Source organism: Pseudomonas sp. S1_G07, assembly GCF_054668565.1.
On record NZ_CP162778.1, the window covers coordinates 1,842,305 to 1,864,128 of the forward strand.

At 61.7% G+C, this 21,824-nt stretch carries 19 protein-coding genes, 1 tRNA gene and 2 pseudogenes; 10 read left to right on the plus strand and 12 right to left on the minus strand.

Going from position 1 to position 21,824, the window contains the following annotated elements; translation table 11 throughout:
* Positions 1-121 precede the first annotated feature (121 nt).
* Entirely contained in the window at positions 122-865 is a 744-nt protein-coding gene (locus AB4O05_RS08340; protein WP_460137642.1) for an energy transducer TonB, read from the plus strand.
* Positions 858-1,310 carry a ribosomal protein S18-alanine N-acetyltransferase gene (gene rimI, locus AB4O05_RS08345; protein WP_460131679.1) on the plus strand — a complete coding sequence of 151 codons (453 nt, stop codon included), beginning with the start codon at positions 858-860 and terminating at the stop codon, positions 1,308-1,310. Before AB4O05_RS08340 ends, rimI begins: the two co-directional genes overlap by 8 nt.
* Positions 1,311-1,431: 121 nt before the next feature.
* Here the strand turns inward: rimI and AB4O05_RS08350 are convergent, their stop codons facing one another.
* On the minus strand, positions 1,432-1,836 hold the full coding sequence (locus tag AB4O05_RS08350; RefSeq protein WP_460131677.1) for a serine kinase/phosphatase: 405 nt from the start codon (positions 1,834-1,836) through the stop codon (positions 1,432-1,434).
* A 138-nt stretch (positions 1,837-1,974) separates the two neighbouring features.
* Here AB4O05_RS08350 and can point away from each other — a divergent pair, with 138 nt between their 5' ends.
* Positions 1,975-2,619 (plus strand): carbonate dehydratase, encoded by a 645-nt coding sequence (gene can, locus AB4O05_RS08355; RefSeq protein ID WP_003188288.1) that lies wholly within the window; start codon positions 1,975-1,977, stop codon positions 2,617-2,619.
* Here can and AB4O05_RS08360 read toward each other — a convergent pair.
* The 4 genes from AB4O05_RS08360 to AB4O05_RS08375 form a co-directional block, all read right to left on the minus strand.
* Positions 2,616-3,137: an SET domain-containing protein gene (locus AB4O05_RS08360; RefSeq protein WP_460131675.1), complete on the minus strand. Its 522-nt coding sequence runs from the start codon at positions 3,135-3,137 to the stop codon at positions 2,616-2,618. The genes can and AB4O05_RS08360 overlap by 4 nt on opposite strands.
* 142 nt (positions 3,138-3,279) lie before the next feature.
* Entirely contained in the window at positions 3,280-4,449 is a 1,170-nt protein-coding gene (locus AB4O05_RS08365) for a hypothetical protein (protein WP_460131673.1), read from the minus strand.
* Positions 4,450-4,570: 121 nt separating this feature from the next.
* A complete protein-coding gene (gene acpA, locus AB4O05_RS08370; RefSeq protein ID WP_460131672.1) occupies positions 4,571-6,271 on the minus strand; it encodes an acid phosphatase in 1,701 nt (566 codons plus the stop codon).
* Between the two features lie 141 nt (positions 6,272-6,412).
* Positions 6,413-7,831 (minus strand): short-chain fatty acid transporter, encoded by a 1,419-nt coding sequence (locus AB4O05_RS08375; protein ID WP_460131671.1) that lies wholly within the window; start codon positions 7,829-7,831, stop codon positions 6,413-6,415.
* 186 nt (positions 7,832-8,017) lie between these two features.
* Between AB4O05_RS08375 and AB4O05_RS08380 the strand changes: the two genes are divergently transcribed.
* Entirely contained in the window at positions 8,018-9,307 is a 1,290-nt protein-coding gene (locus AB4O05_RS08380; RefSeq protein WP_460131669.1) for an MFS transporter, read from the plus strand.
* A gap of 113 nt (positions 9,308-9,420) precedes the next feature.
* Positions 9,421-9,996: a flavin reductase family protein gene (locus tag AB4O05_RS08385; RefSeq protein WP_460131668.1), complete on the plus strand. Its 576-nt coding sequence runs from the start codon at positions 9,421-9,423 to the stop codon at positions 9,994-9,996.
* A gap of 15 nt (positions 9,997-10,011) precedes the next feature.
* Here AB4O05_RS08385 and AB4O05_RS08390 read toward each other — a convergent pair whose 3' ends face one another.
* On the minus strand, positions 10,012-10,821 hold the full coding sequence (locus tag AB4O05_RS08390) for an AraC family transcriptional regulator (protein ID WP_460131666.1): 810 nt from the start codon (positions 10,819-10,821) through the stop codon (positions 10,012-10,014).
* Between the two features lie 138 nt (positions 10,822-10,959).
* Between AB4O05_RS08390 and AB4O05_RS08395 the strand changes: the two genes are divergently transcribed.
* Together AB4O05_RS08395 and ddlA are read left to right on the plus strand one after the other, a co-directional pair.
* Positions 10,960-11,598 (plus strand): LysE family transporter, encoded by a 639-nt coding sequence (locus AB4O05_RS08395; RefSeq protein ID WP_460137641.1) that lies wholly within the window; start codon positions 10,960-10,962, stop codon positions 11,596-11,598.
* 44 nt (positions 11,599-11,642) lie between these two features.
* Positions 11,643-12,737 (plus strand): D-alanine--D-alanine ligase, encoded by a 1,095-nt coding sequence (gene ddlA / locus AB4O05_RS08400; RefSeq protein WP_460131665.1) that lies wholly within the window; start codon positions 11,643-11,645, stop codon positions 12,735-12,737.
* 58 nt (positions 12,738-12,795) lie between these two features.
* Here ddlA and AB4O05_RS08405 read toward each other — a convergent pair whose 3' ends face one another.
* The 5 genes from AB4O05_RS08405 to AB4O05_RS08425 form a co-directional block, all read right to left on the minus strand.
* Positions 12,796-13,518: a polyphenol oxidase family protein gene (locus AB4O05_RS08405; RefSeq protein WP_460131663.1), complete on the minus strand. Its 723-nt coding sequence runs from the start codon at positions 13,516-13,518 to the stop codon at positions 12,796-12,798.
* Positions 13,519-13,543: 25 nt separating this feature from the next.
* Entirely contained in the window at positions 13,544-15,373 is a 1,830-nt protein-coding gene (gene ggt / locus AB4O05_RS08410) for a gamma-glutamyltransferase (RefSeq protein ID WP_460131661.1), read from the minus strand.
* Positions 15,374-15,409: 36 nt separating this feature from the next.
* On the minus strand, positions 15,410-16,189 hold the full coding sequence (locus AB4O05_RS08415) for a PhzF family phenazine biosynthesis protein (RefSeq protein ID WP_460131660.1): 780 nt from the start codon (positions 16,187-16,189) through the stop codon (positions 15,410-15,412).
* 163 nt (positions 16,190-16,352) lie between these two features.
* Positions 16,353-17,186 carry an EamA family transporter gene (locus tag AB4O05_RS08420; protein ID WP_460131658.1) on the minus strand — a complete coding sequence of 278 codons (834 nt, stop codon included), beginning with the start codon at positions 17,184-17,186 and terminating at the stop codon, positions 16,353-16,355.
* Positions 17,187-17,301: 115 nt separating this feature from the next.
* A tRNA-Met gene (locus AB4O05_RS08425) sits at positions 17,302-17,378 on the minus strand.
* Between the two features lie 183 nt (positions 17,379-17,561).
* On the opposite strand from AB4O05_RS08425, the pseudogene AB4O05_RS08430 reads away from it, so the two are divergent.
* Positions 17,562-17,797: pseudogene (locus AB4O05_RS08430) on the plus strand (MFS transporter); the annotation flags it as partial.
* A gap of 43 nt (positions 17,798-17,840) precedes the next feature.
* On the opposite strand, the gene AB4O05_RS08435 reads toward AB4O05_RS08430, so the two are convergent.
* Positions 17,841-18,392, minus strand: a complete 552-nt coding sequence (locus tag AB4O05_RS08435) for an RNA polymerase sigma factor (RefSeq protein ID WP_460131656.1) — start codon at positions 18,390-18,392, stop codon at positions 17,841-17,843.
* Positions 18,393-18,654: 262 nt separating this feature from the next.
* Here AB4O05_RS08435 and sctW point away from each other — a divergent pair.
* Both sctW and sctV read left to right on the plus strand, forming a co-directional pair.
* Positions 18,655-19,715 (plus strand): annotated as a pseudogene (gene sctW, locus AB4O05_RS08440) (type III secretion system gatekeeper subunit SctW).
* Positions 19,712-21,805, plus strand: a complete 2,094-nt coding sequence (gene sctV, locus AB4O05_RS08445; protein ID WP_460131655.1) for a type III secretion system export apparatus subunit SctV — start codon at positions 19,712-19,714, stop codon at positions 21,803-21,805. The pseudogene sctW and the gene sctV overlap by 4 nt, the downstream one beginning before the upstream one ends.
* The last annotated feature ends 19 nt before the right edge of the window (positions 21,806-21,824 follow it).

Sequence of the window (21,824 nt, forward strand, 5' to 3'; positions counted from 1 at the left end):
CAGCCGGTCAGTGCACAGTGGGCGATTGTTACCGAACAGCGGTAGAATCCCCGCTCTTAACTTATCCACAAGTGGCCGAGCTGTGCTTATCGAGTCCCGACGTCGCGCTTACTTGACCGCCATGCAGGTGGTCAACTGGCTGCCCCGCACCGAACTGCCGTTTGCCGCGCCATCGCGGCCCGAGCTGTTAGAGGCGCTTGAGCCCTATGAGGCGTTCGAGACTTCAGGTGAGGAGGCCGCTGCCCCGGTGGTGGTGGCCAAGCCAGAGCCGCAAGCGCGTTCTGCGGTCGAACGGCCCAAGGTCGAGGTGCCCCGCCCGGCGCCGATGGCCAAGCCTGCGGTTGCCGACGTCGCCGCCCCGGTGGCCAAGGCCCCGGTGGTGCCGCCGCCGCGCTTTGCCCTGCAATTGTTGCGCGCCGGGCGTTGCCTGCTGTTGGTGGAGCTGCCCACCGGTGAGCGTTTTCAGACCCGTGACCCGGCCTACATGCTGCTTAAAGACATGCTGCGCGCCGCCGGCCTGCCCGACAGCCCGCAAATCGTCGGCGACCCGGTGCGCTGGCCACTGCTGGTGCGCGGCACCATGGACCAAGGCCCGGAGGCGGCGCGGGATTTTGTACAAGGTTTTGTTTCGGCACGCCTGGAAGACGAACCCTGCGTGTGCCTGTGGCTGATCGGCCTGCCCGCCGTGCGGTTTGCCGGTGAGGCCAATGCCGAGGCCTGGTACCGCGAGCTGCAGGTCGACGGCCTCGGCTCGGTGTGGGCCCTGCCGGGCCTGGAATTATTAATGGAAGAGCCACAGCGTAAGGCTGATGTCTGGCAAGCCATGCGCCGGCTGATGGCGCGCTGGAAAACAATCGATGAGTGAGGCTTTATCCTTCCGCCCGATGATCGAGGCCGATCTCGACGCGGTGCTGAAAATCGAATACGCGGCGTACAGTCACCCCTGGACCCGCGGGATCTTTCTGGATGGGCTGGGCAAATACCAGATTTGGCTGATGTTCGAAGGCGAGCAGCAGGTGGGCCACGGCGTGGTGCAGATCATCCTCGACGAAGCGCACTTGCTGAACATCACCGTCAAGCCGGAAAACCAGGGCCGCGGCCTGGGCCTGGCGTTGCTGGAACACCTGATGTCCCGCGCCTATGCGGCGAATGCACGGGAGTGCTTCCTGGAAGTGCGTGACAGCAATACCGGCGCGTTCCGCCTCTACGAGCGTTACGGTTTCAATGAAATCGGCCGTCGGCGCGATTACTACCCCGCCGTAGGTGGGCGCGAAGATGCGGTCGTGATGGCCTGCACCCTCGTCGACTGAACACCAACCTAAATGTAGGGGCGGGCATGCTCGCGAAAGCGGAGCGCCAGTCACCGGATATGCTGGACTGATGTACCCGATTCGCGAGCAAGCTCGCTCCTACATCTGAAACTGCCGTGTGTCAGCGCTTTGCGTTGAGCGGGTCCAGATCGGCCAATTCGGCCTCATCCAAACCATTCCCCCCGCCAATATCGTCTGCACCGACAACGCTCAGATCGTAGTCTGTCGGACTGTCTTCACCTTCCTCCCGCGCATCCCGCGCACCGTCCTCATGGATAAGGGTTTCCGGGCTCATATCGTCATCGGTCGACTCATGGTCGTCCGTCGAAGCGCCGGTCAGCCCGGCTTCGCGTACCCGTTCGTCGGGCATCAGGTGATCGCGTTCGCGGCGCGGCAGTTCATCGCCGATTTCCGCTGTCTGGTCTTGTTCGTCAAAATCCAGCTCGCGCATCTCACCCATGCGGTCTTCGGTGTCATCAATCGGTTCGGGCTGCGTAGCGCCGTAGGGACGTCGTGATTCAGTCATGGCCAATCCTCATACTGTGGGGCTTATAGTGTGTGGACAGGCACAGCTACCTAAAGATTCAAGCTAATTGGCGCTCGGCGTGACCCGGACGAGGGGGCGTCAGTCACACACCTGCGCATCATTCCTGAGGCTTTCCTGATGAACGAACTACAAGACCTGCTTGATAACAACGAACGCTGGGCGGATGCGATCAAACAGGAAGATCCCGAATTCTTCGCCAAGCTCGCCCGCCAGCAAACCCCGGAATACCTGTGGATCGGTTGCTCCGATGCCCGCGTCCCCGCCAACGAGATCGTCGGCATGCTGCCCGGCGACCTGTTCGTACACCGCAATGTGGCCAACGTGGTGCTGCACACCGACCTCAATTGCCTGTCGGTGATCCAGTACGCGGTCGATGTGCTTAAGGTCAAACATATCCTCGTCACCGGCCACTATGGCTGCGGCGGCGTGCGTGCCTCGATGCAGGACCGCCAGTTCGGTCTGATCGACGGCTGGCTGCGTACCATCCGCGATCTCTATTATGAGAATCGTGATGTGTTGGCCCAACTGCCGACGGAAGAGGAACGTGTAGACCGCATGTGCGAGCTGAACGTGATTCAGCAGGTGGCCAATGTCGGCCACACCAGCATTGTGCAAAACGCCTGGCACCGTGGGCAGAGCCTGTCGATCCATGGCTGCATCTACGGCATCAAGGATGGCCGCTGGAAAAGCTTGAACACCACCATCAGTGGCTTCGAGCAGTTGCCGCCGCAATATCGCCTGCGCCCGTTGGGTGAAGCCTAAGGTCGTTTACGGTCGCGCCACTGGGCCATGAATGCCTGACCTTCGGCGTTCAACGGCTCCTGGTTGCCGGTGATCCAGCCCCGGCAATTCAGCTCGCCGCATTGGCAGGCGAATTGCCGGAACAGCACCTCCTCGGTGCTGGCGTAGTCCATTGTCAGCAACTCGCCGGCACTTATTTCACGCAGGGTCCAGGCTTCCAGATAATGCAGGTCGAGAAACACGTTCGGTTTGCAGGAATGCAGGAGCAGGCCGCAGAACCAACAGTCGTAGAGGTGAATGCGTGATGACAGCTGCAAGGTGTGCAGGCGCCGCTCACTCAGAGCGTAGCCGGAGACCTTGGCGATGCATGTACGGCTGTCAAAGGCGATACGCGCCTTGATCCCGTTGCCCATGCCCTGCGTAGCCTGTACCACTTCGAAGTGGGTGGTCGAGGGGTAACCCTTGCCCAGCTGCGATATGAATGGGTAAAGGCAGCCACCCACAGCGGTTTTAGCCTTATCCATGGCCTGAGTTTTCATAACTCTCCTGGTGAGGCTGCATTGACCTGCGGGTAGTGGCGCACTTCCAGTCTTGCAGCAAATGGGCCCGGCTCAAGAGTCGCCTAAGTTGGATCCGATTTCTACTGTCAAATATGACAGTAGAAATCGTTTTTTTTGCGTTTTATAACGTCGGAACACTGGTCACGGGGGCTGGAACGGCAGTTTTCAACTGTTTTAGCTGAGCCTTGATCGCGGGCGTGGCGCATTTGGCATTCGCCTTCTCCGGGCTCAGATTGCGCACTGAGGCGTAGAACAATTCACAGGTCTGCTCTTTGCGTGTGACCTGCCAGGTGTTCATGCACGCCTTGAGCAGTACGTTCGGATCGCTCGCGGTTTTCTGACCCATCCCGGCCTGCCAGCAGGCCGCGCTCAAATCCTGGCCCATCACCTTCAAGCCGGCCTCGTCGGCCTTCTGCTCGTTACCGTCGTAGGTGTCCGGGCTGGCTGCGTACCAGATGTAACTCGGGTGGTTGGCGCCCAGTACCGAGACGGTTTTGCCTGCCTCCGGGCTGATCTGCACCAGGCTCAGCACCTCGACGGTTTGCCCGTATTGCTGCTTGATCCAACTGCGCACCGGCGCACCGAATGCGACCATCGGCAGCGTACCGTTGGGCAGCAGGGTCAGTTCCTTGACCATGCGGGTCTGGTAGTCGGTGAAGTAGCCGTAGACGCTTTCCAGGTCTTTGCCTGCGTTGGACGGTGCGGCGATGGGGGCGATGTCGATGATGGTCTGGTACGCCGGGGTTTCGGTAGCGGGCACGCCGTTATCGGTGAGCAAACTGGCCCAGCGGTCGGTGGTGGCCGATTCCAGGTAGTCCTGAGCCTGGGTCAGCGAGTAGTCCGGCGGAAAGTGCAGCAACTCGATGCTCTTGCGGTTTTCCAGGGCCATGCCCAGCGGCAGGAACAGGTACCAGTTATAGGCCCATTTGCCATCGCTGTTGAGCTTGCTGGCGCCCTGGTAGGCCAGGTCGGCGGTGTTGAGCAGTGTGGTCAGGGGCTCGCCGTAATTTCCCGGTACGCCGCTGAAGGTCGCCGCGACCTGGCCGTCATGGACCTTGACGCTGACCTTGGCCCGGCTGTAGCCGTCGCGTACCAGGCTCTGGCTCAGATAATGCTCGGCGGTCTGTTCCAGCGTCCACGGCCGAAAGCAGATCACATTGCAGTTATTGGGGTAGGCGAACAGTTGGGTGACGCGTTGCACGCTGCCCAGTGGTACTTCGATATCGGCCTGCACGACCGCACTGGCTAACAGTGCGGCCAGGGTGAGGGACAGCCTGGTCGGTTTGAACATAGTCGGTTCCTTGTCAGCGAAAACCCGTCTGCGCGGGATGAGAGCCCACTTCCACACAGTAACGGTTGACCAGGAAAATCGCGTGCTAAATCGCCAGGCATGTCGCTATTGGATAAGCGTCCTACACGTTGAATTGCAAGGCGTTGCTCAAATCCCCCATGGGTTTCTGGCCTCGGGCGATCATGGCGTCATCGCGATGCTTGAGCCCGTCCAGGGTTTCCAGCTGGAAGACCCGCGTAATCAAACGCAGGATCGACGCGGTGTCGTACACCGTATGGTCCACCGTGCCTTTACGCGCAAAGGGCGAGACCACCAGCGTCGGGACCCTTGTGCCGGGGCCCCAGCGGTCGCCCTTGGGCGGGGCGACGTGGTCCCACCAGCCGCCGTTTTCATCGACGGTGACGATGACCACCATGTTTTTCCACTGCGGGCTTTCCTGCAGTACTTTCAGGGCGCGGGCGATATGACGGTCGCCCGAGGCCACGTCGGCGTAACCGGCGTGCATGTTCAAATTGCCCTGGGGTTTGTAGAACGTCACGGCCGGCAGCTTGCCAGCCTGGGCGTCGGCAAAGAACTTGTTGGTGCTGGCCTCATCGCCCAACCCGCCGTCACGCAGGCGCTTATCGCGTTCTGCACGGTTCTCGGGCCCCTGTTTCTTGAAGTAATTGAACGGCTGATGGTGGTACTGGAAGTTCGGAATCTTCGGGATACCGCCCGAATCCTTGAATTGCTCCAGCGTTGCCTGCCAGGCACCGGCGTACCAGGCCCAGTCCACGTTCTTTTTCGACAGCTTGTCGCCAATGTGTTCGTGGGTTTGCGGCACCAGCACGTTAGGCAGGTCCGGCTTTGCATAATCCGGGTTTTGCGGATCACGAATCCAGGTTGGCCAGTAGGGCGGGGCCAGGGTGTTCACGGCGTAACCGTCCGGGGTCAGCGCGCTGGGGCCGAACTGCGGTGGGCCGGTCATGGCGCTGGCCGGGGATTTGTCCAGCGGCTTGAGGCGCGGGTCGGTCGGGTCAGCGCTTTGCAGCGTGGCGATCTGGGCTTTGGCCACTGATTGCGCGGCATCTGGATAGAACGGCGCGGTAGCGCTGATCAGGTATTGATGGTTGAGGAACGAACCACCGAACGCGCCCTGGAAGAAGTTATCGCACAGCACAAACTCCTTGGCCACGTCCCACAGGCGCAGGGAGTAGCGGCTCTGGGCGTAATGGCCCATCACCAGGCCACCAGCGTCGGCCCAGGCGACGAAACCGTCGTTCTTGCCGCCGTTGATCTGCATCTGGTTCTGATAGAACACATGCCACAGGTCGCGGGTCACCAGGCTCAAGGGCAGGTCTTCGCCATTCGGACCCTTGAGGGCGAAGGGCGCGTTGGGCAGGTTTTCCTGGAATTGCACTTCGCTGGGGTAGGTCACCCCATCCACGCTTTGCGGGCCGACTTGCAGCACGCCGCCCCAGGTTGGGGGCAGGGCGGGCAAGAGGCTGCCATCGCGGTCGCGCTGCTGAGTGTCGGCAGCGGACAGCGCCGACAACGGCTTCTCAACACCCGGGAAGTCAGCAAACAAGTTGTTGAAACTACGGTTCTCGGCGTAGATCACCACCACGGTTTTCACCTGGTCGCTCAAGGCCTTGTCCAGCTCCTGGGGCGTCAGCGGGCGCGCTACCGGTTTGCTCGGTGCTTCGCTGGTATTGCCGCAGGCACTCAAGGTCGCGCCAACCCCCAGCACCGCCGCGCCTCCCAGGAAACGCCGCCGGCTGCTGTCTACCGGCGGTTGGGCCACGGAATCGGGCGGAAGGCGATCTTCGTGCTCGTCACTCATTGCGGGAGGTCCTTGCTGAGGAGTTGTTGCAAGATATTTCGATGGACGGTAGCAATGCAATGTGACGGAATAAAGGCAGCTCCAAGTCCCAAGCTTCAAGCGGCAAGCTTGAAGCTGACAACTTGAAGCTTTTCGCTGCTCCTATGGCATCACCGGCGGCAAATACTTCAACGTCGTCCCCAATGCCCACAACAGGAACAACACCAGCGGTGTGTGCACCAGCAACTGCACAAACGAAAACCCGATCAGATCCCGCGCCTTCAGCCCCAACACCCCCAGCAACGGCAGCATATAGAACGGGTTGATCAAGTTCGGCAATGCCTCGGCCGCGTTGTAGATCTGCACCGACCAGCCCAGATGGTATTGCAGCTCGTTGGCCACTTGCATCACGTACGGCGCTTCGATGATCCACTTGCCGCCGCCCGACGGGATAAAGAAGCCCAGCACCGCCGAATACACGCCCATCAGCAGCGCGTAGGTGTCGTGAGAGGCGATGGAGGTAAAGAAGGTTGAGATATGGTGCGCCAGGGTCTGGCCGTCGCCGCCCTTGACCACGGTCATCAGCGCGGCGATCGAGCCATACAGTGGGAACTGGATCAGCACGCCGGTGGTGGTCGGCACGGCGCGGGCCACGGCGTCCAGGAAGCTGCGCGGGCGCCAGTGCAGCAGCGCACCAACCATGATGAACAGGAAGTTATAGGTGTTGAGCCCGGAAATCGCACTGATCGCCGGCTTGGTCGAGAACTCATGGAACAGCCAACCGGCGGCCAGCAGCGCCAGCAGGATAGTCAGCAGCGGGCTGTGCTCCAGCCATTCGCCGGGGCGGCTCGGTGCTGGCGGCTTGGGCAGGTTGAAGGCCGGGTCGACACCGCAGGCCTTGGCGTCACGGGCGCTGTTCGGGCCGGGTGCGGTGGCATAGGCAATGATCAGCGACACCACGATCAGCGCCAGCAATAGCACGCCGGACTGCCAGAGGAAGATGGTGTCGGTAAACGGGATGACCCCGGTGATCGACAAGATCGACGGCGGCAGGCTGCCAGGGTTGGCCTGCAACTGCGCCGCCGACGACGACAGCCCCAGCGCCCATACCGCACCGAGGCCCAGATAAGCAGCCGCTCCGGCCGCGCGGTAATCCATGCGCAAATCCGTACGCCGGGCCAACGCACGCACCAGCAAACCGCCGAACACCAGGGACAGGCCCCAGTTGAGCAAGGAGGCGACCATGGAAATCAACGCCACCCACGCCACGGCGGAACGGCCGTTCTTCGGGATGCGCGCCAGGCGGTCAATCAGCTTCACCGCCGGCGGCGAACTGGCGACCACGTAACCGCCGATCACCACAAACGCCATCTGCATGGTGAACGGGATCAGGCTCCAGAACCCATCACCGAAGGCTTTGGCCGCCTCGGTCGGCGCGGCGCCCATGCTCAGGGTCGCCACGGCGACGATGATCACCGCGAGGGCGGCGAATACCCATGAGTCGGGAAACCAGCGTTCAGCGAAGTTGGAACAGCGCAGGGCAAATCGGGCATAGCGGCTTTCTTCGATAGCATCGGCCACGAGTCTTACCTCTTGTATTTATTATGGGGGCGGCAGTTTTCGCGCATGTTCCTCCACAGCCATTGATATGGGAATGCAGTTATCTTCATCGATCCATGAGGAAAACAAATATATCTGCCGCGATTGCCATCACCCGGTTCTGCTCATAACCTGCACGCCATTTTTGTTTGTCTGCCGAGCCCCGTCATGACTGCCACCTCTGTTGCACAGGCGCAGCGATTTTCCCGCTCCGACTACAAAACCCTGGGCCTGGCCGCCCTGGGCGGTGCCCTGGAAATCTACGATTTCATCATCTTCGTGTTTTTCGCGCTGACCCTCAGCCAGCTGTTCTTCCCCCCGGAAATGCCCGAGTGGCTGCGCCTGCTGCAAAGCTTCGGCATCTTTGTCACCGGTTACCTGGCGCGCCCATTGGGCGGCATCCTGATGGCGCACTTTGCCGATCACTTGGGGCGCAAGCGCGTGTTCAGCCTCAGCATCCTGCTGATGGCGTTGCCGTGCCTGCTGATCGGGGTCATGCCAACCTACGCGCAGATCGGTTATTTCGCCCCGTTGATCCTGTTGGCGCTGCGCGTGCTGCAAGGTGCGGCGGTGGGCGGTGAAGTGCCCAGCGCCTGGACCTTCGTGGCCGAGCATGCACCGCGCAATCACCGAGGGTACGCCCTGGGCTTCCTGCAGGCTGGCCTGACCTTTGGCTACCTGCTCGGCGCCCTGACGGCGACGCTGCTCGCGCAGGTCTTCACCCCAACCGAGATCCTCGACTACGCCTGGCGTTTACCGTTCCTGCTCGGCGGTGTGTTCGGCGTGATCGGCGTATGGCTGCGTCGCTGGCTCAGCGAAACCCCTGTGTTCCTCGAAATGCAGGCCCGCCGCCAGGCTGCCGCTGAACTACCGCTGCGCACCGTGCTGCGCGATCACCGCGCGGTGTTGCTGCCGGCCATGATTCTCACCTGCGTGCTCACCTCCGCCGTGGTGGTGCTCGTCGTGATCACCCCAACCATGATGCAGAAAACCTTCGGCATGAGCCCCCGCCATACCTTCGCCCTGAGCGCCCTGGGCATCGTGTTCCTGAACATCGGCTGCGTGCTGGCCGGCCTGCTGGTGGACCGCATCGGCGCCTGGCGCGCGGTGCTGGTCTACAGCCTGTTGCTGCCAGTCGGTATTGCGCTGCTGTACGCCAGCCTGATCAGTGGCGGCGTGTGGCTGGGCGCGGCCTACGCCGTGGCGGGCTTGAGTTGCGGGGTAGTGGGCGCGGTGCCTTCGGTGATGGTCGGCCTGTTTCCGGCGCCGGTGCGCGTGTCGGGCATCTCCTTCACCTACAACATCGCCTATGCGCTGTGGGCGAGTACCACACCGCTGATGCTGATTGCACTGATGCCAACGAGCCCGTGGATTTGTGTGATTTATTGCGTGGTGATGGGGGCCGTGGGCGTGGGGAGTGTGGCGCTGTTTGGAAAGCGCCACACGTTGGCCGCGTGAAGATCAGGTCAGAAAGTACCCAACACCAACGTACTCACGCACCATCCAGAACGTGGCTATGGGCGCGATGGCTTTGAGGTATCGTAGGTTTTTTCGCTTGAAGAGCCGCCCCCATGAGCCCTACTCACCGTCGCCCCGTCCCGCTGTCCAAGGCCTACCGCTTGCTCAACCATGGGCCGACTGTGTTGGTGAGCGCGGCCCACGAGGGCCAGCGCAATATCATGGCCGCCGCCTGGGCAATGCCGCTGGATTTCGAGCCGCCGAAGGTTGCGGTGGTGCTGGACAAGGCCACCTGGACCCGCCAGCTATTGGAAAACGCGGGCACTTTTGTGCTTCAGGTGCCTTGCGCGGCCCAGGCCGACCTGGTGCAAACCGTCGGCAATACCACCGGTAGTGAACGCGACAAATTCACCGCCTACAGCCTGCACACCTTCGCGGGCCAACACACCGACGCGCCGCTGCTCGAAGGCTGCGTGGCCTGGTTGGAATGCCGCTTGCTGCCAGAGCCGCATAACCAACAGACGTATGATTTGTTCCTGGGCGAAGTGATCGCGGCCTATGCCGACGAGCGCGTGTTCAGTGAGGGTCGTTGGCACTTTGAGGGGCAGGATGAACGGCGCACCTTGCACCATGTGGCGGGCGGGCATTTCCTGACGATTGGCGAGCCCATTGATGGGCATCAGCTATAGGCCCTCGACCGAATCTCAGCGCCCGAGCATCTTCACCCAACGCGATGGCGGCATGCCATAGGTGTTGCGAAATTGCCGGGTCATATGGCTCTGGTCGGAGAAGCCGGCGGTCATCGCCGCATCGACCAACGATTGTCCCTGGGCCAGCAGGCTGCGCACCAGGTCCAGTCGGCGCATGGTCATGTAACGATAGGGGCTGGTGCCGAACAATAAACGGAAGTCCCGCGACAATGCCCAGCGGTCACGGCCGGCGTGGTCGGCCATTTCATCCAGGGTGATGCTGCGGCCCAGGGCGCTGTGGATGAACTCGCGGGCGCGCTCGGCGGCGAGGTAATCGAAGGTCTTGCGGCTGACGATGCGCCCCGATGCCTCGCTGAGCGCCTGGGCGACGTCGAACAGGGCGTCCTGTTCCAGCAAGGGATCAATCGGGCAATCCAGGTTCTGCAGCAGCACTTCGCTGGCACGGAACAACCTCGGGTCGGTAGACACGCCGCCGGGGATAAATGGCAACGGCTTGCCGCCGAGGATCTGCTGGATCAACGCCGGCTCCACGTAAATCATCCGGTATTTGAAGCCTTCTTCGCTGCCGGCGCGGCCGTCGTGGGTTTCGTCGGGATGAATCACCATGGTCGTGCCGGGCAGGCTGTGGGTCATGCCGCCGCGATAATGAAAACTCTGCACCCCGAACAAGGTTCGGCCGATGGCGTAGGTGTCGTGGCGATGTGGATCGAAAGCGAAGCCGGCAAAGTATGCTTCGATACGGTCCACGCCACTGGCGTGCGGGGCGCGGTGCAGCCAGTCGAGGGTGTGGGTCGGGTTGCCCATGGTGACTTGTCACAAAATGAGTTGGAAGTACGGTAACCCAGTCTGTACGCCCTGTCTGCCGGGGTCTTGTACGATTGTGCAGGGTGGTGGGCGAGGTCTATGATCCTGGCTCGTGCCTTGCCGATGGAACTGCCTGCCATGGAATTGCTCAACCCCGACTACGTAGCGCCGCTGGTTTCGCTGGCCTTGCTGTGGACCGTGGCGGTGGTCACGCCAGGGCCCAATTTCTTCAACGCGGCACGCTTGGCGGCGAGCTGTTCGCGTCGCCATGGCGTGGCGGCCTCGGCGGGCGTCGCCACGGGCACCATCCTGTGGGGGCTGGCCGGTGGCTTGGGGATCAAGTCGCTGTTTAGCGCCGCGCCGATGTTGTACCTGGCGTTCAAGATCATCGGCGGTTGCTACCTGATCTACCTGGGCGTGAAGCTGTTCAAGCGCTCGGCGCCGGCCATGAGCCAGAGTCTATTGCCCGATGAGCCGCGGCGCTCACTGTTTTCCGCCTGGCGCCTGGGTTTGCTGGGCAACTTGTCCAACCCCAAGGCGGCATTGTTCGTCGCCACGATCTTCGCCTCCACCATGCCGCCGTCGCCGCCGCCGGGGTTGCTGGCCCTGGCGGTGATCACCATGGCCACCTTGTCGTTCAGTTGGTATTCCAGCGTGGCACTGGTGTTCTCCAGCCAGCACATGGCCAACCTCTACAGCCGCTCGCGCAAGTGGCTCGACCGGTTTGCCGGCGGTTGCTACATGCTCTTCGGCGCACACCTGGTAGCGAATCGCTGACGGCCCATGGTAATAAGCCTTACGTTCAACAGTGAGGCCGGTTCATGAGCAAGGTGCGGGTAGGGATTATTTTTGGTGGCCGTTCGGCCGAACACGAAGTGTCGTTGCAATCGGCGCGCAATATCGTCGATGCGCTGGACCGTTCGCGCTTCGAGCCCGTCCTGATCGGCATCGACAAGGCGGGCCACTGGCACCTCAACGACGCCTCGAACTTCCTGATCAACGGCGAAAACCCGGCCCTGATTGCCCTCAATCAGTCCCACCGCGAATTGGCGGTGGTGCCTGGCAAGGCCAGCCAGCAAGTGGTGGAAACCTCAGGCCAGGGCGTGCTGGAGCCTATCGACGTGATCTTCCCTATCGTTCACGGCACCCTCGGTGAGGACGGCTGCCTGCAAGGCCTGCTGCGCATGGCGGATTTGCCTTTTGTCGGCTCCGACGTGCTCGGCTCGGCGGTGTGCATGGACAAGGACATCAGCAAGCGCCTGCTGCGCGACGCCGGGATTGCCGTCACCCCGTTCATCACCTTGACCCGTGGCAATGCCGCGCGCACCTCCTTTGACACTGCCGTGCGCACCCTCGGTTTGCCGATGTTCGTCAAGCCCGCGAACCAGGGCTCCTCGGTGGGCGTGAGCAAAGTCACCGACGCCGCCGAGTACCACGCCGCCGTCGAACTGGCGCTGAGCTTTGATGAAAAAGTGCTGGTGGAGTCCGCCGTCCAGGGCCGCGAGATCGAATGCGCGGTACTGGGCAACGACAACCCCATCGCCAGTGGCTGCGGCGAGATCGTGGTGAGCAGCGGGTTTTATTCCTACGACAGCAAGTACATCGACGACCAGGCCGCCCAGGTGGTGGTGCCGGCGGCGATCAGCCATGCGGCCAGCGAGCGTATTCGCAGCCTGGCCCTTGAAGCGTTCGAGGTATTGGGTTGCGCCGGCCTGGCACGGGTCGACGTATTTCTCACCGATGACGGTGAAGTGCTGATCAACGAAATCAACTCATTGCCCGGTTTTACCCGCATCAGCATGTACCCCAAGCTGTGGCAGGCGGCGGGCATGAGCTACAGCGAGCTGGTGAGCCGCTTGATCGACCTGGCGCTGGAGCGGCATGCCGGGCGCAGGGGCTTGAAGATCAGTCGCTGATAGCTTCCTGCTGTGCGTCGATCAGTGTGGCGACGGAGCAACCTCGCCACAGGGCGCATCATCCATGCCGGGTGATCCAGGAGTAGATCAGCGTTTTCGCCTCCTCCGGGTGATGCGTCCGTCTGCGGTAGCTGGCAAATGTCGATGAGGTGCAGTAAGTACACACGTCACTTACCTCCACCTGCTCGCGCTTGACCCCCGCCGCTTGCAGCAGCATCAGCCCATACTCGCTCAAGTCGAACCAGGCGCTTGCCGCTTGTCGTGCAGAGGGCGGCGGGATCCGCGGCGCCAGCAGCGGTGGCGGTTGCACCCGGTGCCAGGGCGCTTCGCCGTTGCTCCACAAGGGCCCTTGATCTGCCTGAAACTCGCTGATAAATCCTGCGCTGACTTCATAACAGCACGGCTTGATTGACGGCCCTATCGCCACCCGCAACTGATCGACTGCTATTCCTTGCTCGGAAAATCGCTGCACGGCATTGCTGATGATCCCGCGTTGCAGTCCCTTCCAGCCGCCATGAATCGCGGCGACCCCATCGCCGTTCTGGGCGGCGATCAATAGGGGCAAGCAGTCCGCCGTGATCACCGCAATGGGATGCCGGGCGCGGCTGAACACGCCATCGGCCTCTACGGTGTTGGCTGTCTGGCCTGCCTGCCATTCAATCACCGAGGCGCTATGCACCTGCTTGCAGATGAATACATCCTCTGGGCGCAAGGGGTCATTGATCGAACAAAAACCGTGGCGGATGCCGGGGATTTCGCTGAGGTTGCTGGCTTTGTGCAAGGCATGGTCTCAGTTGATTACGTGGTCAGTCGCCCAACGCTTCGCCTTCACGTCGAGGATCGGCGCCACCGCTCAACACCACCTTGCCGTGGGCATCCCGCGTGCGAACGATGGCCTGGATGCCGCTGGTCATGTCGATCTCGCTCAACGCATGGCCCTTGTCCTTGAGCGCCTGTTTCAACGCCGGGCTGAACAGACCGGCTTCCAGCTCGGTCGCGCCGTTGCGGCTGCCGAAGTTGGGCAGGCTGATGGCGGCCTGTGGGTCCAGTTGCCAGTCGAGCATTGCCACCAGGGATTTGCTCACGTACTCGATTATCTGCGAGCCACCGGGCGATCCGAGCGCGGCCAGCAGTTCCCCGCTCTGGCGATCGAACACCAGCGTCGGCGCCATGGACGAGCGTGGGCGTTTGCCCGGTTGCACACGGTTGGCGACGGGCTGGCCGTTTTCCTCGGGGATAAACGAAAAGTCGGTCATCTGGTTGTTGAGTAAAAAGCCCTGGACCATCACATGGCTGCCAAATGCCGATTCCACCGTGGTGGTCATCGACACGGCGCCGCCCTGGTCATCCACCGCCACCACCTGTGAGGTGGAGATGCGCAGCGGCGAACGATCCGGCGCGTAAGCGACTTGAATGCCGGCCGGCTGGCCGGGTGCTGCGATGCCCATGCTGCGTTCGCCGATCAGCCTGGCACGTTGGGCCAGGTAGTCCGGCGCGACGAGACCGGCAACCGGCACCGGCGTGAAGTCCGAATCGGCCACATACAACGCACGGTCGGCAAAGGCCAGGCGCCCGGCTTCGGCGATCAGGTGCACGGCCTCGGGCGTCGGCTCAAGGCCGGCCGGCGAGGCACTTTTGGCCGGGGTCATCGGCGCGATGGCCAAGTGCGGATCGCGGGCTTCCAGCGCCTGCAACGTCCCCAGCATCTGCGCGACCGCAATCCCGCCCGACGAGGGCGGCGGCATGCCGCAGACCTTCCAGTGTTTGTAGTCGGTGCACAGCGGCGCGCGTTCCTTGGCGGTGTAGCCGTTAAGATCAGCCACGGACAGGCTGCCTGCATTGGCGTTGCCCTGCACCTTGCGCGCGATCTCAGCGGCAATCGGCCCGTGGTACAGCGCGTCCGGTCCCTCCTTGGCGATGCGTTTGAACACCGCGGCCAGCGCCGGGTTTTTCAACAGCGTGCCGGCGGCTTTGGGCGTGCCATCGGCGTTCAGAAAGTAGGCCGCCATGTCCGGCGATTGCGCGATAAAACGATCCGCCGCAATCAGGCTGTGCAGGCGCGGGGAAATCGCAAAGCCTTGCTCCGAGAGCCGAATCGCCGGTTCAAACAACGTGGCCCATGGCAGGTGTCCGGTCTTCCTGTGCGCCATCTCCAGCGCGCGCAACACCCCCGGCGTGCCGACCGAGCGCCCGCCGATCTGCGCGTCCGTAAAGGCCATGGGCGTGCCGTCGGCTTTCAGGAATAACCGCTCGGTGGCGCCGGCCGGTGCTGTCTCGCGACCGTCATAGGCGTGCACTTGTTGCCCGTCCCACAGCATGATGAACGCGCCGCCACCGATGCCGGAGGACTGCGGTTCCACCAGGGTCAACACCGCCTGCATGGCGATGGCCGCGTCGATGGCCGAGCCGCCTCGGCGCAACATCTCACGCCCGGCTTCGGCTGCCAGCGGGTTGGCGGCGGCGGCCATGTGGCGCTCGGCATGGCGGGGGCCGAGGTCGGAGCGATACCCCGAAGCCAGCTCCGGTGCCGGTGGCGGCTCGTTAACCGGGGTGTGGCAGGCCGCGAGGGCCAGGGCGACGGCAATGACCGACAATGGCCGACGGCAAATCGAAAACACGCGCTGAACTCCGTTCATTTTGAGAATGACCTGTTGTCCTTGGGATACTGCGTTTTACAGGTAAATCGTGCCTTGCAGGTACAGTACCGCCTTGCCGGAGATGATCACCCGGTCGCCCAGCAGTTCACAACGCAACTGCCCCTTGCGCGTGCCGCCTTGCTCCGCCGTCAGTTGCGACTTGCCCAGGCGCGCGGCCCAGAAAGGCGCCAGCGAGGTATGCGCCGAGCCGGTGACCGGGTCTTCATTGACACCCACGTTGGGGCCGAACCAGCGCGAAATGAAATCAAAGCGCGTGCTCCTGGCGGTCACCGCAATCCCGCGTTTTGGCAGGCCCTTGAGGCGCGCGAAGTCGGGCGTGAGCGCGGCGACCTGCGCCTCATCGTCCACCAGCACGATGTAGTCATCGGTGCCGAATACCTCGGCGTGCTCAATGCCCAGCGCATTCAACATCCCGCTTGGCGGCTCACAGGGTTGTGGTGCTTTGGCCGGGAAATCTATCGCCAGTTCGTCGCCATTGCGCGTCACTCGCAGCTCGCCGCTGCGCGTGGCAAAACGCAACACTTCGGGCGCATCCGCCAACTGATGGATCAACACCCACGCCGCTGCCAGCGTGGCGTGGCCGCACAAGTCCACTTCAACCTCCGGGGTAAACCAGCGCAACTCATAGAGCCCGTCACGGGGCACGAAGTAGGCGGTTTCGGAAAGGTTGTTTTCGGCGGCGATGTCTTGCAGTTGTGCGTCAGGCAACCACTCGGCGAGTGGGCACACTGCGGCGGGGTTGCCACCGAAAGGGTGTTGGCTGAAGGCGTCGACTTGGTAGATGTCCAGTTTCACCGTGGGGCACTCCGTGTGTGGGTGAGGCTGGACACTAACAGTGGGTTTGCGCGGGCGTCAAAATACAGATGGCGCGTTTTTTTGAGCGCATGTGATGTTTGCGGGAGTTCTCTCTGGTGGCCGTCGATCCCGTTGATGAGCCAATTCAACGTGGGGTCCTGCCTCAGCCCAGGCGCAACACCATCGCCCCGACGGCAATGATGCACGCGGCCATGATACGGGTACGGGTCAGTTGCTCCTTGAGCACCAGCGCCGAGATCAGTACGGCAAACAGAATCGATGTTTCCCGTAGCGCTGAAACCGTGGCGATCGGCGCGGCCGTCATTGCCCACAGGGCCAGGCCATAGGACGCGAGCGTGCCAACGCCTGCGATGAACCCCATGCGCCAGTGGCGTGCAACATAGCCGCAGAACGCACGACGCCTGAAGGCGAGCGCCCATGCGGCCATAGGGATGCCGGTCAGCAGGAATATCCACAGGGTGTAGGCCGTCGGGGCGCCGGACTTGCGTACGCCCAGGCCGTCGACCAGGGTGTAGGCGGCGATCACCGCAGCGTTCAGCAGCGCAAGAATAAGCCCTTTGCGTGGCCCCATCGACGGGGCCGCGGCCATGCTCAAAATACCCATGGAGATCACGCCGATACCCATCCAGGCAAACGCCGACAACGGCTCGGACAGCAGAAAAGCGCTTGCCGTCGCCACCAGCAGCGGCGCGGTGCCGCGCATGATCGGATAGGTCTGGCTCATGTCGGCGATACGGTAAGTCGAGGCAACCAGCACAAAGTAGACCACCTGCAAAAGCACCGAGGCGCCAATGAAGGGCCAGCTTTCTTTCGCCGGGAGTTCCAGAAATGGAATCACCACCAATGCCAGCAATGACGCGATAGAGGTGATCATGCAGGTGGTCAGCAACTTGTCGCTGCCGCCTTTGACCACCGCATTCCAGGTGGCATGAAGCGCAGCGCCCAGCAGGATGATGGCGAATACATCAGCGCTCATGAAAGGGCCTGTCGTTCAAAGGGGCGTTGTGAGGAGGGCACTGCAAGTATGCCTCAGCACTTTTTCTGCGGGCATAAAAAAACGGCTTACCTTTCGGTAAGCCGTTTTTAGTACTTGGTGGCTACACAGGGACTTGAACCCCGGACCCCAGCATTATGAATGCTATGCTCTAACCAACTGAGCTATGTAGCCAAGTGGCGCGCATTATTCGCGCAGAACGGCAATGCGTCAAGCGTTTTTGTTGAGTTTTTTTCTACGCTTTCAACTGTTTAACGAAAACCGCTGCTTGGGCGACGAGTGGTTCAGGATTCATCTCTTGCGTGAAGCACGCCCTTGGGGTCGTTGGCTTCCCGACGGTTGCCCATTGTCGCGCGGCTGGCCTCGGTGTTCCAGGCCATCGTGGTGTACGCGCAGGCGCGGGTGCCGGGCGATGTGGGGATGATCACCGGGGGTGTTTTTCGGGCTGATAGTCGGTTTTGGCGGGATCGGTGCGGCGCTGTTGGGGCACCTGGCGGAATATTCACGGCATCGAATACGTGTACAGGCTGTGTTCGTTGCTGCCGCTGTTCGGGCTATTGGCGATCTTTCTGTCACGTGCCCAAAGGGGCTGAGCGCGTTGCGCAGATATCCCTGCCGCCCAACATGCCATCTATGTTACGGGTACATCGAGTTGTGAGTGGCGCGTTTGAGCTGTTCACGTGCTCGCGACAAGCGTGAGCGAACGGTGCCGATAGGAATGTCCAGTACGTCGGCAGTGTCCTGGTAGCTGCCGTCGGTCTCGAGTGAGGCGTAGAGGGTTTTGCGCATCTCCGTGGGCAGGTGATCAATAGCGTTCAGGGTATTTTCCAGGCGGCGGTTGATCTCGAACTCCCAGTCCAGGTTGCTGTGTTCTTCCTGGCCGTGCCACAACGCTTCATCAAATTCGCAATGCACGGGTTTGGCGTACAGGCGGCGGAAGTGATTGCGTATGAGGTTTTGTGCGATGCCGCACATCCAGGTGCTGAGTGTCGCAGTGCCGCTGAAACGCTCGCGGTTGCGCCAGGCCTCCAGGTAGGTCAATTGCAGAAGATCGTCCGCATCTTCCGGGTTGAGCACCCGTTTGTGAACGAAGCGCCGGAGTTTTTTCTGTTGGTCGTCTGTCAGGTGGAGCATGAATTGAGGCGGGCTGCCAACGAGGTTAGCTAAGGCTTCAATGGGGATATTCATGATTTTTTCCTCAGGGTAGACGCAGTCGAAAATGTATCGACGGGACCCCGATTGCACTGGTTGTGCCAGATGGAGAAAATCATGCAATTGTTTGATTTATATAGATAAATATCTTGAATTAAGCCTTTTTTGCGCAGCGACTTGCACAGGGCGCCACGGGCGTGTGCAAGTCTTTTCAAATGGGCCTTAGGATCGGTTTGGATGGAACTGTATTGGCGGGTCTTGCCACACAGGAAAACACTCTTCCTGTACTGGCCTGTCCATGAAAGTCGAATCCAACAGAGATGTGCAATCGGTCCAGCGCCTGGATCAACCTGCTCCCAGTTCTTCCGTCCCTGCGTCCGCTAAGGGCGTCGATGAGCTTTCTCATCTGTTCAACCAGGAGGTGGCGGTCAATAACCTTACGCTGAACCAGCGGAAGATGGGGGTGCGTGTGCCCCCAACTGAACAGCTTGTACAGCTGTACGATCAGTTGGGCCATCCCGCCCAGGCAACCATGGCAGCCATTTCGCGCCGAATCAGGATGCAGTTGCTGCAAAACCCCACGGTCGACAAATTGCTCGAGATCGTGGGCGGCGACCCGGCGCGTGCTTTCGTGGTGCTCAAGTATGTGGCGGGTCAGGCCGACGCTGAAGTGCGCCCATCCGAGGCCGCGCTGGCGCGTAATGCCGTTACTAAGCTGGAAGCCCGTTTCAAAGGGGAGATCCAGGCAGGCCTGAACATCGCCGTAGCCTTGCAGGCGGCCAGTGTCGACCCGCAGGAGCGCCAGGCGCTACGTTCGCTCTACTACGCCAGCGTGGTCACGCGGCAATCCCTGGCGACGATGATGCAGGCGCTGCTGGGTGTATACGGTGGCGAGCAGTTTCACGTAGGGCTCAAGGTGATGCGCAAAGCCTTGGCGGACGATATTGCGGCGCTGGTGTCGTCGATGCCCACGCCACTGTTGCGCACCTTGCTGCTGGGTTTGCGAAGCTGCGGGCAGTTGAGCGCCGTGTGGGCGGGTTGCCAGGCACTGATCCAGCGCCTGGGCATCGGTCACGATGCCATTGCCCTGTTGCAGCGCCTGGTGGGTTATGCCGGTACCGGCATTGCAGCCGGTGAAATCCTGCGGCTGGGGGATGATCTGGGAGGGGGGCGACTGCACGGCAACTGGTGTCGCTCAACGCCCTTTATCCCTTGATCCAGCAAATGCCCTTGGCCCTGTGGCCCGACAGTCGAGTACGTCAGGAAACACTGACTAGCTTTGTGGCAGTAATGGATGAGCTGGACCGGATCGTGCGCGGAGCCAAGCGTACGGCCGGTGTGCCGAGGGTCATGACGTGACGGTGGTGTCGACCATCAACCGCCTGCTGCTCAAAGTGGCACAGCGCGCCGAAGTGCTGGGTGCCGTGGTGGTCATGGCCATCATCTTTATCTTTATCGTGCCGCTGCCCACCTGGCTGGTGGATATTCTGATCGCACTGAATATCTGCATCTCGTGCCTGCTGATCGTCTTGGCGCTGTACCTGCCGGGGCCGCTGGCGTTTTCGTCGTTTCCGTCGATTCTGCTGTTGACCACCATGTTTCGACTGGCGCTGTCGATCGCGACCACGCGCCTGATCCTGCTGGAGCAGGACGCCGGTGACATCGTCGAGGCATTCGGAAACTTCGTGGTGGGAGGCAACCTGGCGGTGGGGATGGTGATCTTCCTGATCCTGACCCTGGTCAACTTCCTGGTGATCACCAAGGGCTCGGAGCGGGTGGCCGAGGTCGCGGCGCGGTTCAGCCTGGATGCGATGCCAGGTAAGCAAATGTCCATCGACAGCGACTTGCGCGCCGGCCTGATTGACGGCGCGCAGGCGCGGGACAAGCGGGAACAGTTGTCCCGCGAGAGCCAATTGTTCGGGGCCATGGACGGCGCCATGAAATTCGTCAAGGGCGACGCCATTGCCGGTTTGATCATTGTCGTGGTCAACCTGTTGGGCGGCTTTTCCACGGGCATGTTCCAGCATGGGTTGAGTGCTGCCGATTCGATGGCGTTGTATTCGGTACTGACAATCGGCGATGGCCTGATTGCGCAGATTCCGGCGCTGCTGATCTCCCTGACCGCCGGCATGATCATCACCCGGGTGGCGCCGGACGGCCGCCGGGGCGTCACCAACATGGGCACCGAAATTGCCCGGCAGATGACCAGCGAACCCAAGAGTTGGGTGATCGCTTCGGTAGGGATGCTGGCGTTTGCAGCGGTACCCGGCATGCCGACTGGGGTATTTATCCTTATCGCGCTGATAACCGGAAGCCTGGGTTATTACCTGGTGCGCCAGCGCCAACGACAGGCACGGCCGGCCTCTGACGCCGCCGAAGCCGTTCGCCCCGAGGAGAACGGCACCGAGGACTTGCGCGCGTTCGATCCTTCGCGGCCTTACCTGTTGCAGTTTTCCCCGGTGCTGCGCGGCACACCAGAAGTGACGGAGCTTATTCAGGGCATTCGCCAGGCCCGCAATGCGTTGGTCGCCAATATTGGCCTGACATTGCCGCCCTTCGAAGTCGAGCTCGATGACTCGCTGGCCGCCGACGAAATGCGCTTTTGTGTGCATGAAGTGCCGATGGTCAAGGCGTCGGTTGTCAGCCTTGTGGCCGTTGAGCGTAAGGCGCTGACGGTTGAGCCCGAGCACGCGATAGCGGGGCTGGCTGAGCGTGATGAGCAGGATTGGCTGTGGTTGGCACCGGATGATCCGCTGCTCGATGACCCGCAGCTGGAACGCTTCAGTGCGACGAGCCTTATCGTCGATCGCATGAAGCAGGCCATGATGCTCAGCGGGCCGCAGTTCCTTGGCATCCAGGAGAGCAAGTCGATCCTCAGTTGGTTGGAGAGCAACCAGCCGGAACTGGTGCAGGAACTGCAGCGCATCATGCCGCTGTCGCGTTTTTCCGCGGTATTGCAACGCCTGGCTGGCGAAGGGGTACCGTTGCGGGCCGTGCGGCTGATTGTCGAGTCGCTGATCGAGTACGGCCAGCATGAACGTGAGCCGGAAGCGCTGGCCGACTATGCGCGGATCGCCCTCAAGGCGCAGATCTTTCACCAGTACAGCGAGGCCGATGGCTTGCATGCCTGGTTGTTGTCGCCACAGAGCGAAAATATTCTGCGCGAGGCCCTGCGCCAGACCCAGACCGGGGTGTTCTTCGCCCTTGACGACGAGCACAGCGCGGCGCTGATCAATCTGCTCAATCAGGCCTTTGCCTTAAGGGCCAAGCGCAAAAGTGTGATGTTGGTGGCGCAGGATCTTCGCAGCCCGTTGCGCACCCTGCTGCTGGAAGAGTTCAACCATGTGCCGGTGCTGTCTTTCGCCGAGTTGGGCAGCACGTCCAAGGTCAAGGTATTGGGGCGTATTGACTTGGGGCAGGACGAGTTGATGCGTGGTGCGGCGGCATGAGTTCTCAGCCTTGGTCACT

Bases quoted from the DNA above. Each gene is read 5' to 3' on its own strand.
- AB4O05_RS08340 (WP_460137642.1), top strand. From the start codon at position 122: ATGCAGGTGGTCAACTGGCTGCCCCGCACCGAACTGCCGTTTGCCGCG.
- rimI (WP_460131679.1), top strand. From the start codon at position 858: ATGAGTGAGGCTTTATCCTTCCGCCCGATGATCGAGGCCGATCTCGAC.
- AB4O05_RS08350 (WP_460131677.1), bottom strand. From the start codon at position 1,836: ATGACTGAATCACGACGTCCCTACGGCGCTACGCAGCCCGAACCGATT.
- can (WP_003188288.1), top strand. From the start codon at position 1,975: ATGAACGAACTACAAGACCTGCTTGATAACAACGAACGCTGGGCGGAT.
- AB4O05_RS08360 (WP_460131675.1), bottom strand. From the start codon at position 3,137: ATGAAAACTCAGGCCATGGATAAGGCTAAAACCGCTGTGGGTGGCTGC.
- AB4O05_RS08365 (WP_460131673.1), bottom strand. From the start codon at position 4,449: ATGTTCAAACCGACCAGGCTGTCCCTCACCCTGGCCGCACTGTTAGCC.
- acpA (WP_460131672.1), bottom strand. From the start codon at position 6,271: ATGAGTGACGAGCACGAAGATCGCCTTCCGCCCGATTCCGTGGCCCAA.
- AB4O05_RS08380 (WP_460131669.1), top strand. From the start codon at position 8,018: ATGACTGCCACCTCTGTTGCACAGGCGCAGCGATTTTCCCGCTCCGAC.
- AB4O05_RS08385 (WP_460131668.1), top strand. From the start codon at position 9,421: ATGAGCCCTACTCACCGTCGCCCCGTCCCGCTGTCCAAGGCCTACCGC.
- AB4O05_RS08390 (WP_460131666.1), bottom strand. From the start codon at position 10,821: ATGGGCAACCCGACCCACACCCTCGACTGGCTGCACCGCGCCCCGCAC.
- AB4O05_RS08395 (WP_460137641.1), top strand. From the start codon at position 10,960: ATGGAATTGCTCAACCCCGACTACGTAGCGCCGCTGGTTTCGCTGGCC.
- ddlA (WP_460131665.1), top strand. From the start codon at position 11,643: ATGAGCAAGGTGCGGGTAGGGATTATTTTTGGTGGCCGTTCGGCCGAA.
- ggt (WP_460131661.1), bottom strand. From the start codon at position 15,373: ATGAACGGAGTTCAGCGCGTGTTTTCGATTTGCCGTCGGCCATTGTCG.
- AB4O05_RS08420 (WP_460131658.1), bottom strand. From the start codon at position 17,186: ATGAGCGCTGATGTATTCGCCATCATCCTGCTGGGCGCTGCGCTTCAT.
- AB4O05_RS08435 (WP_460131656.1), bottom strand. From the start codon at position 18,392: ATGAATATCCCCATTGAAGCCTTAGCTAACCTCGTTGGCAGCCCGCCT.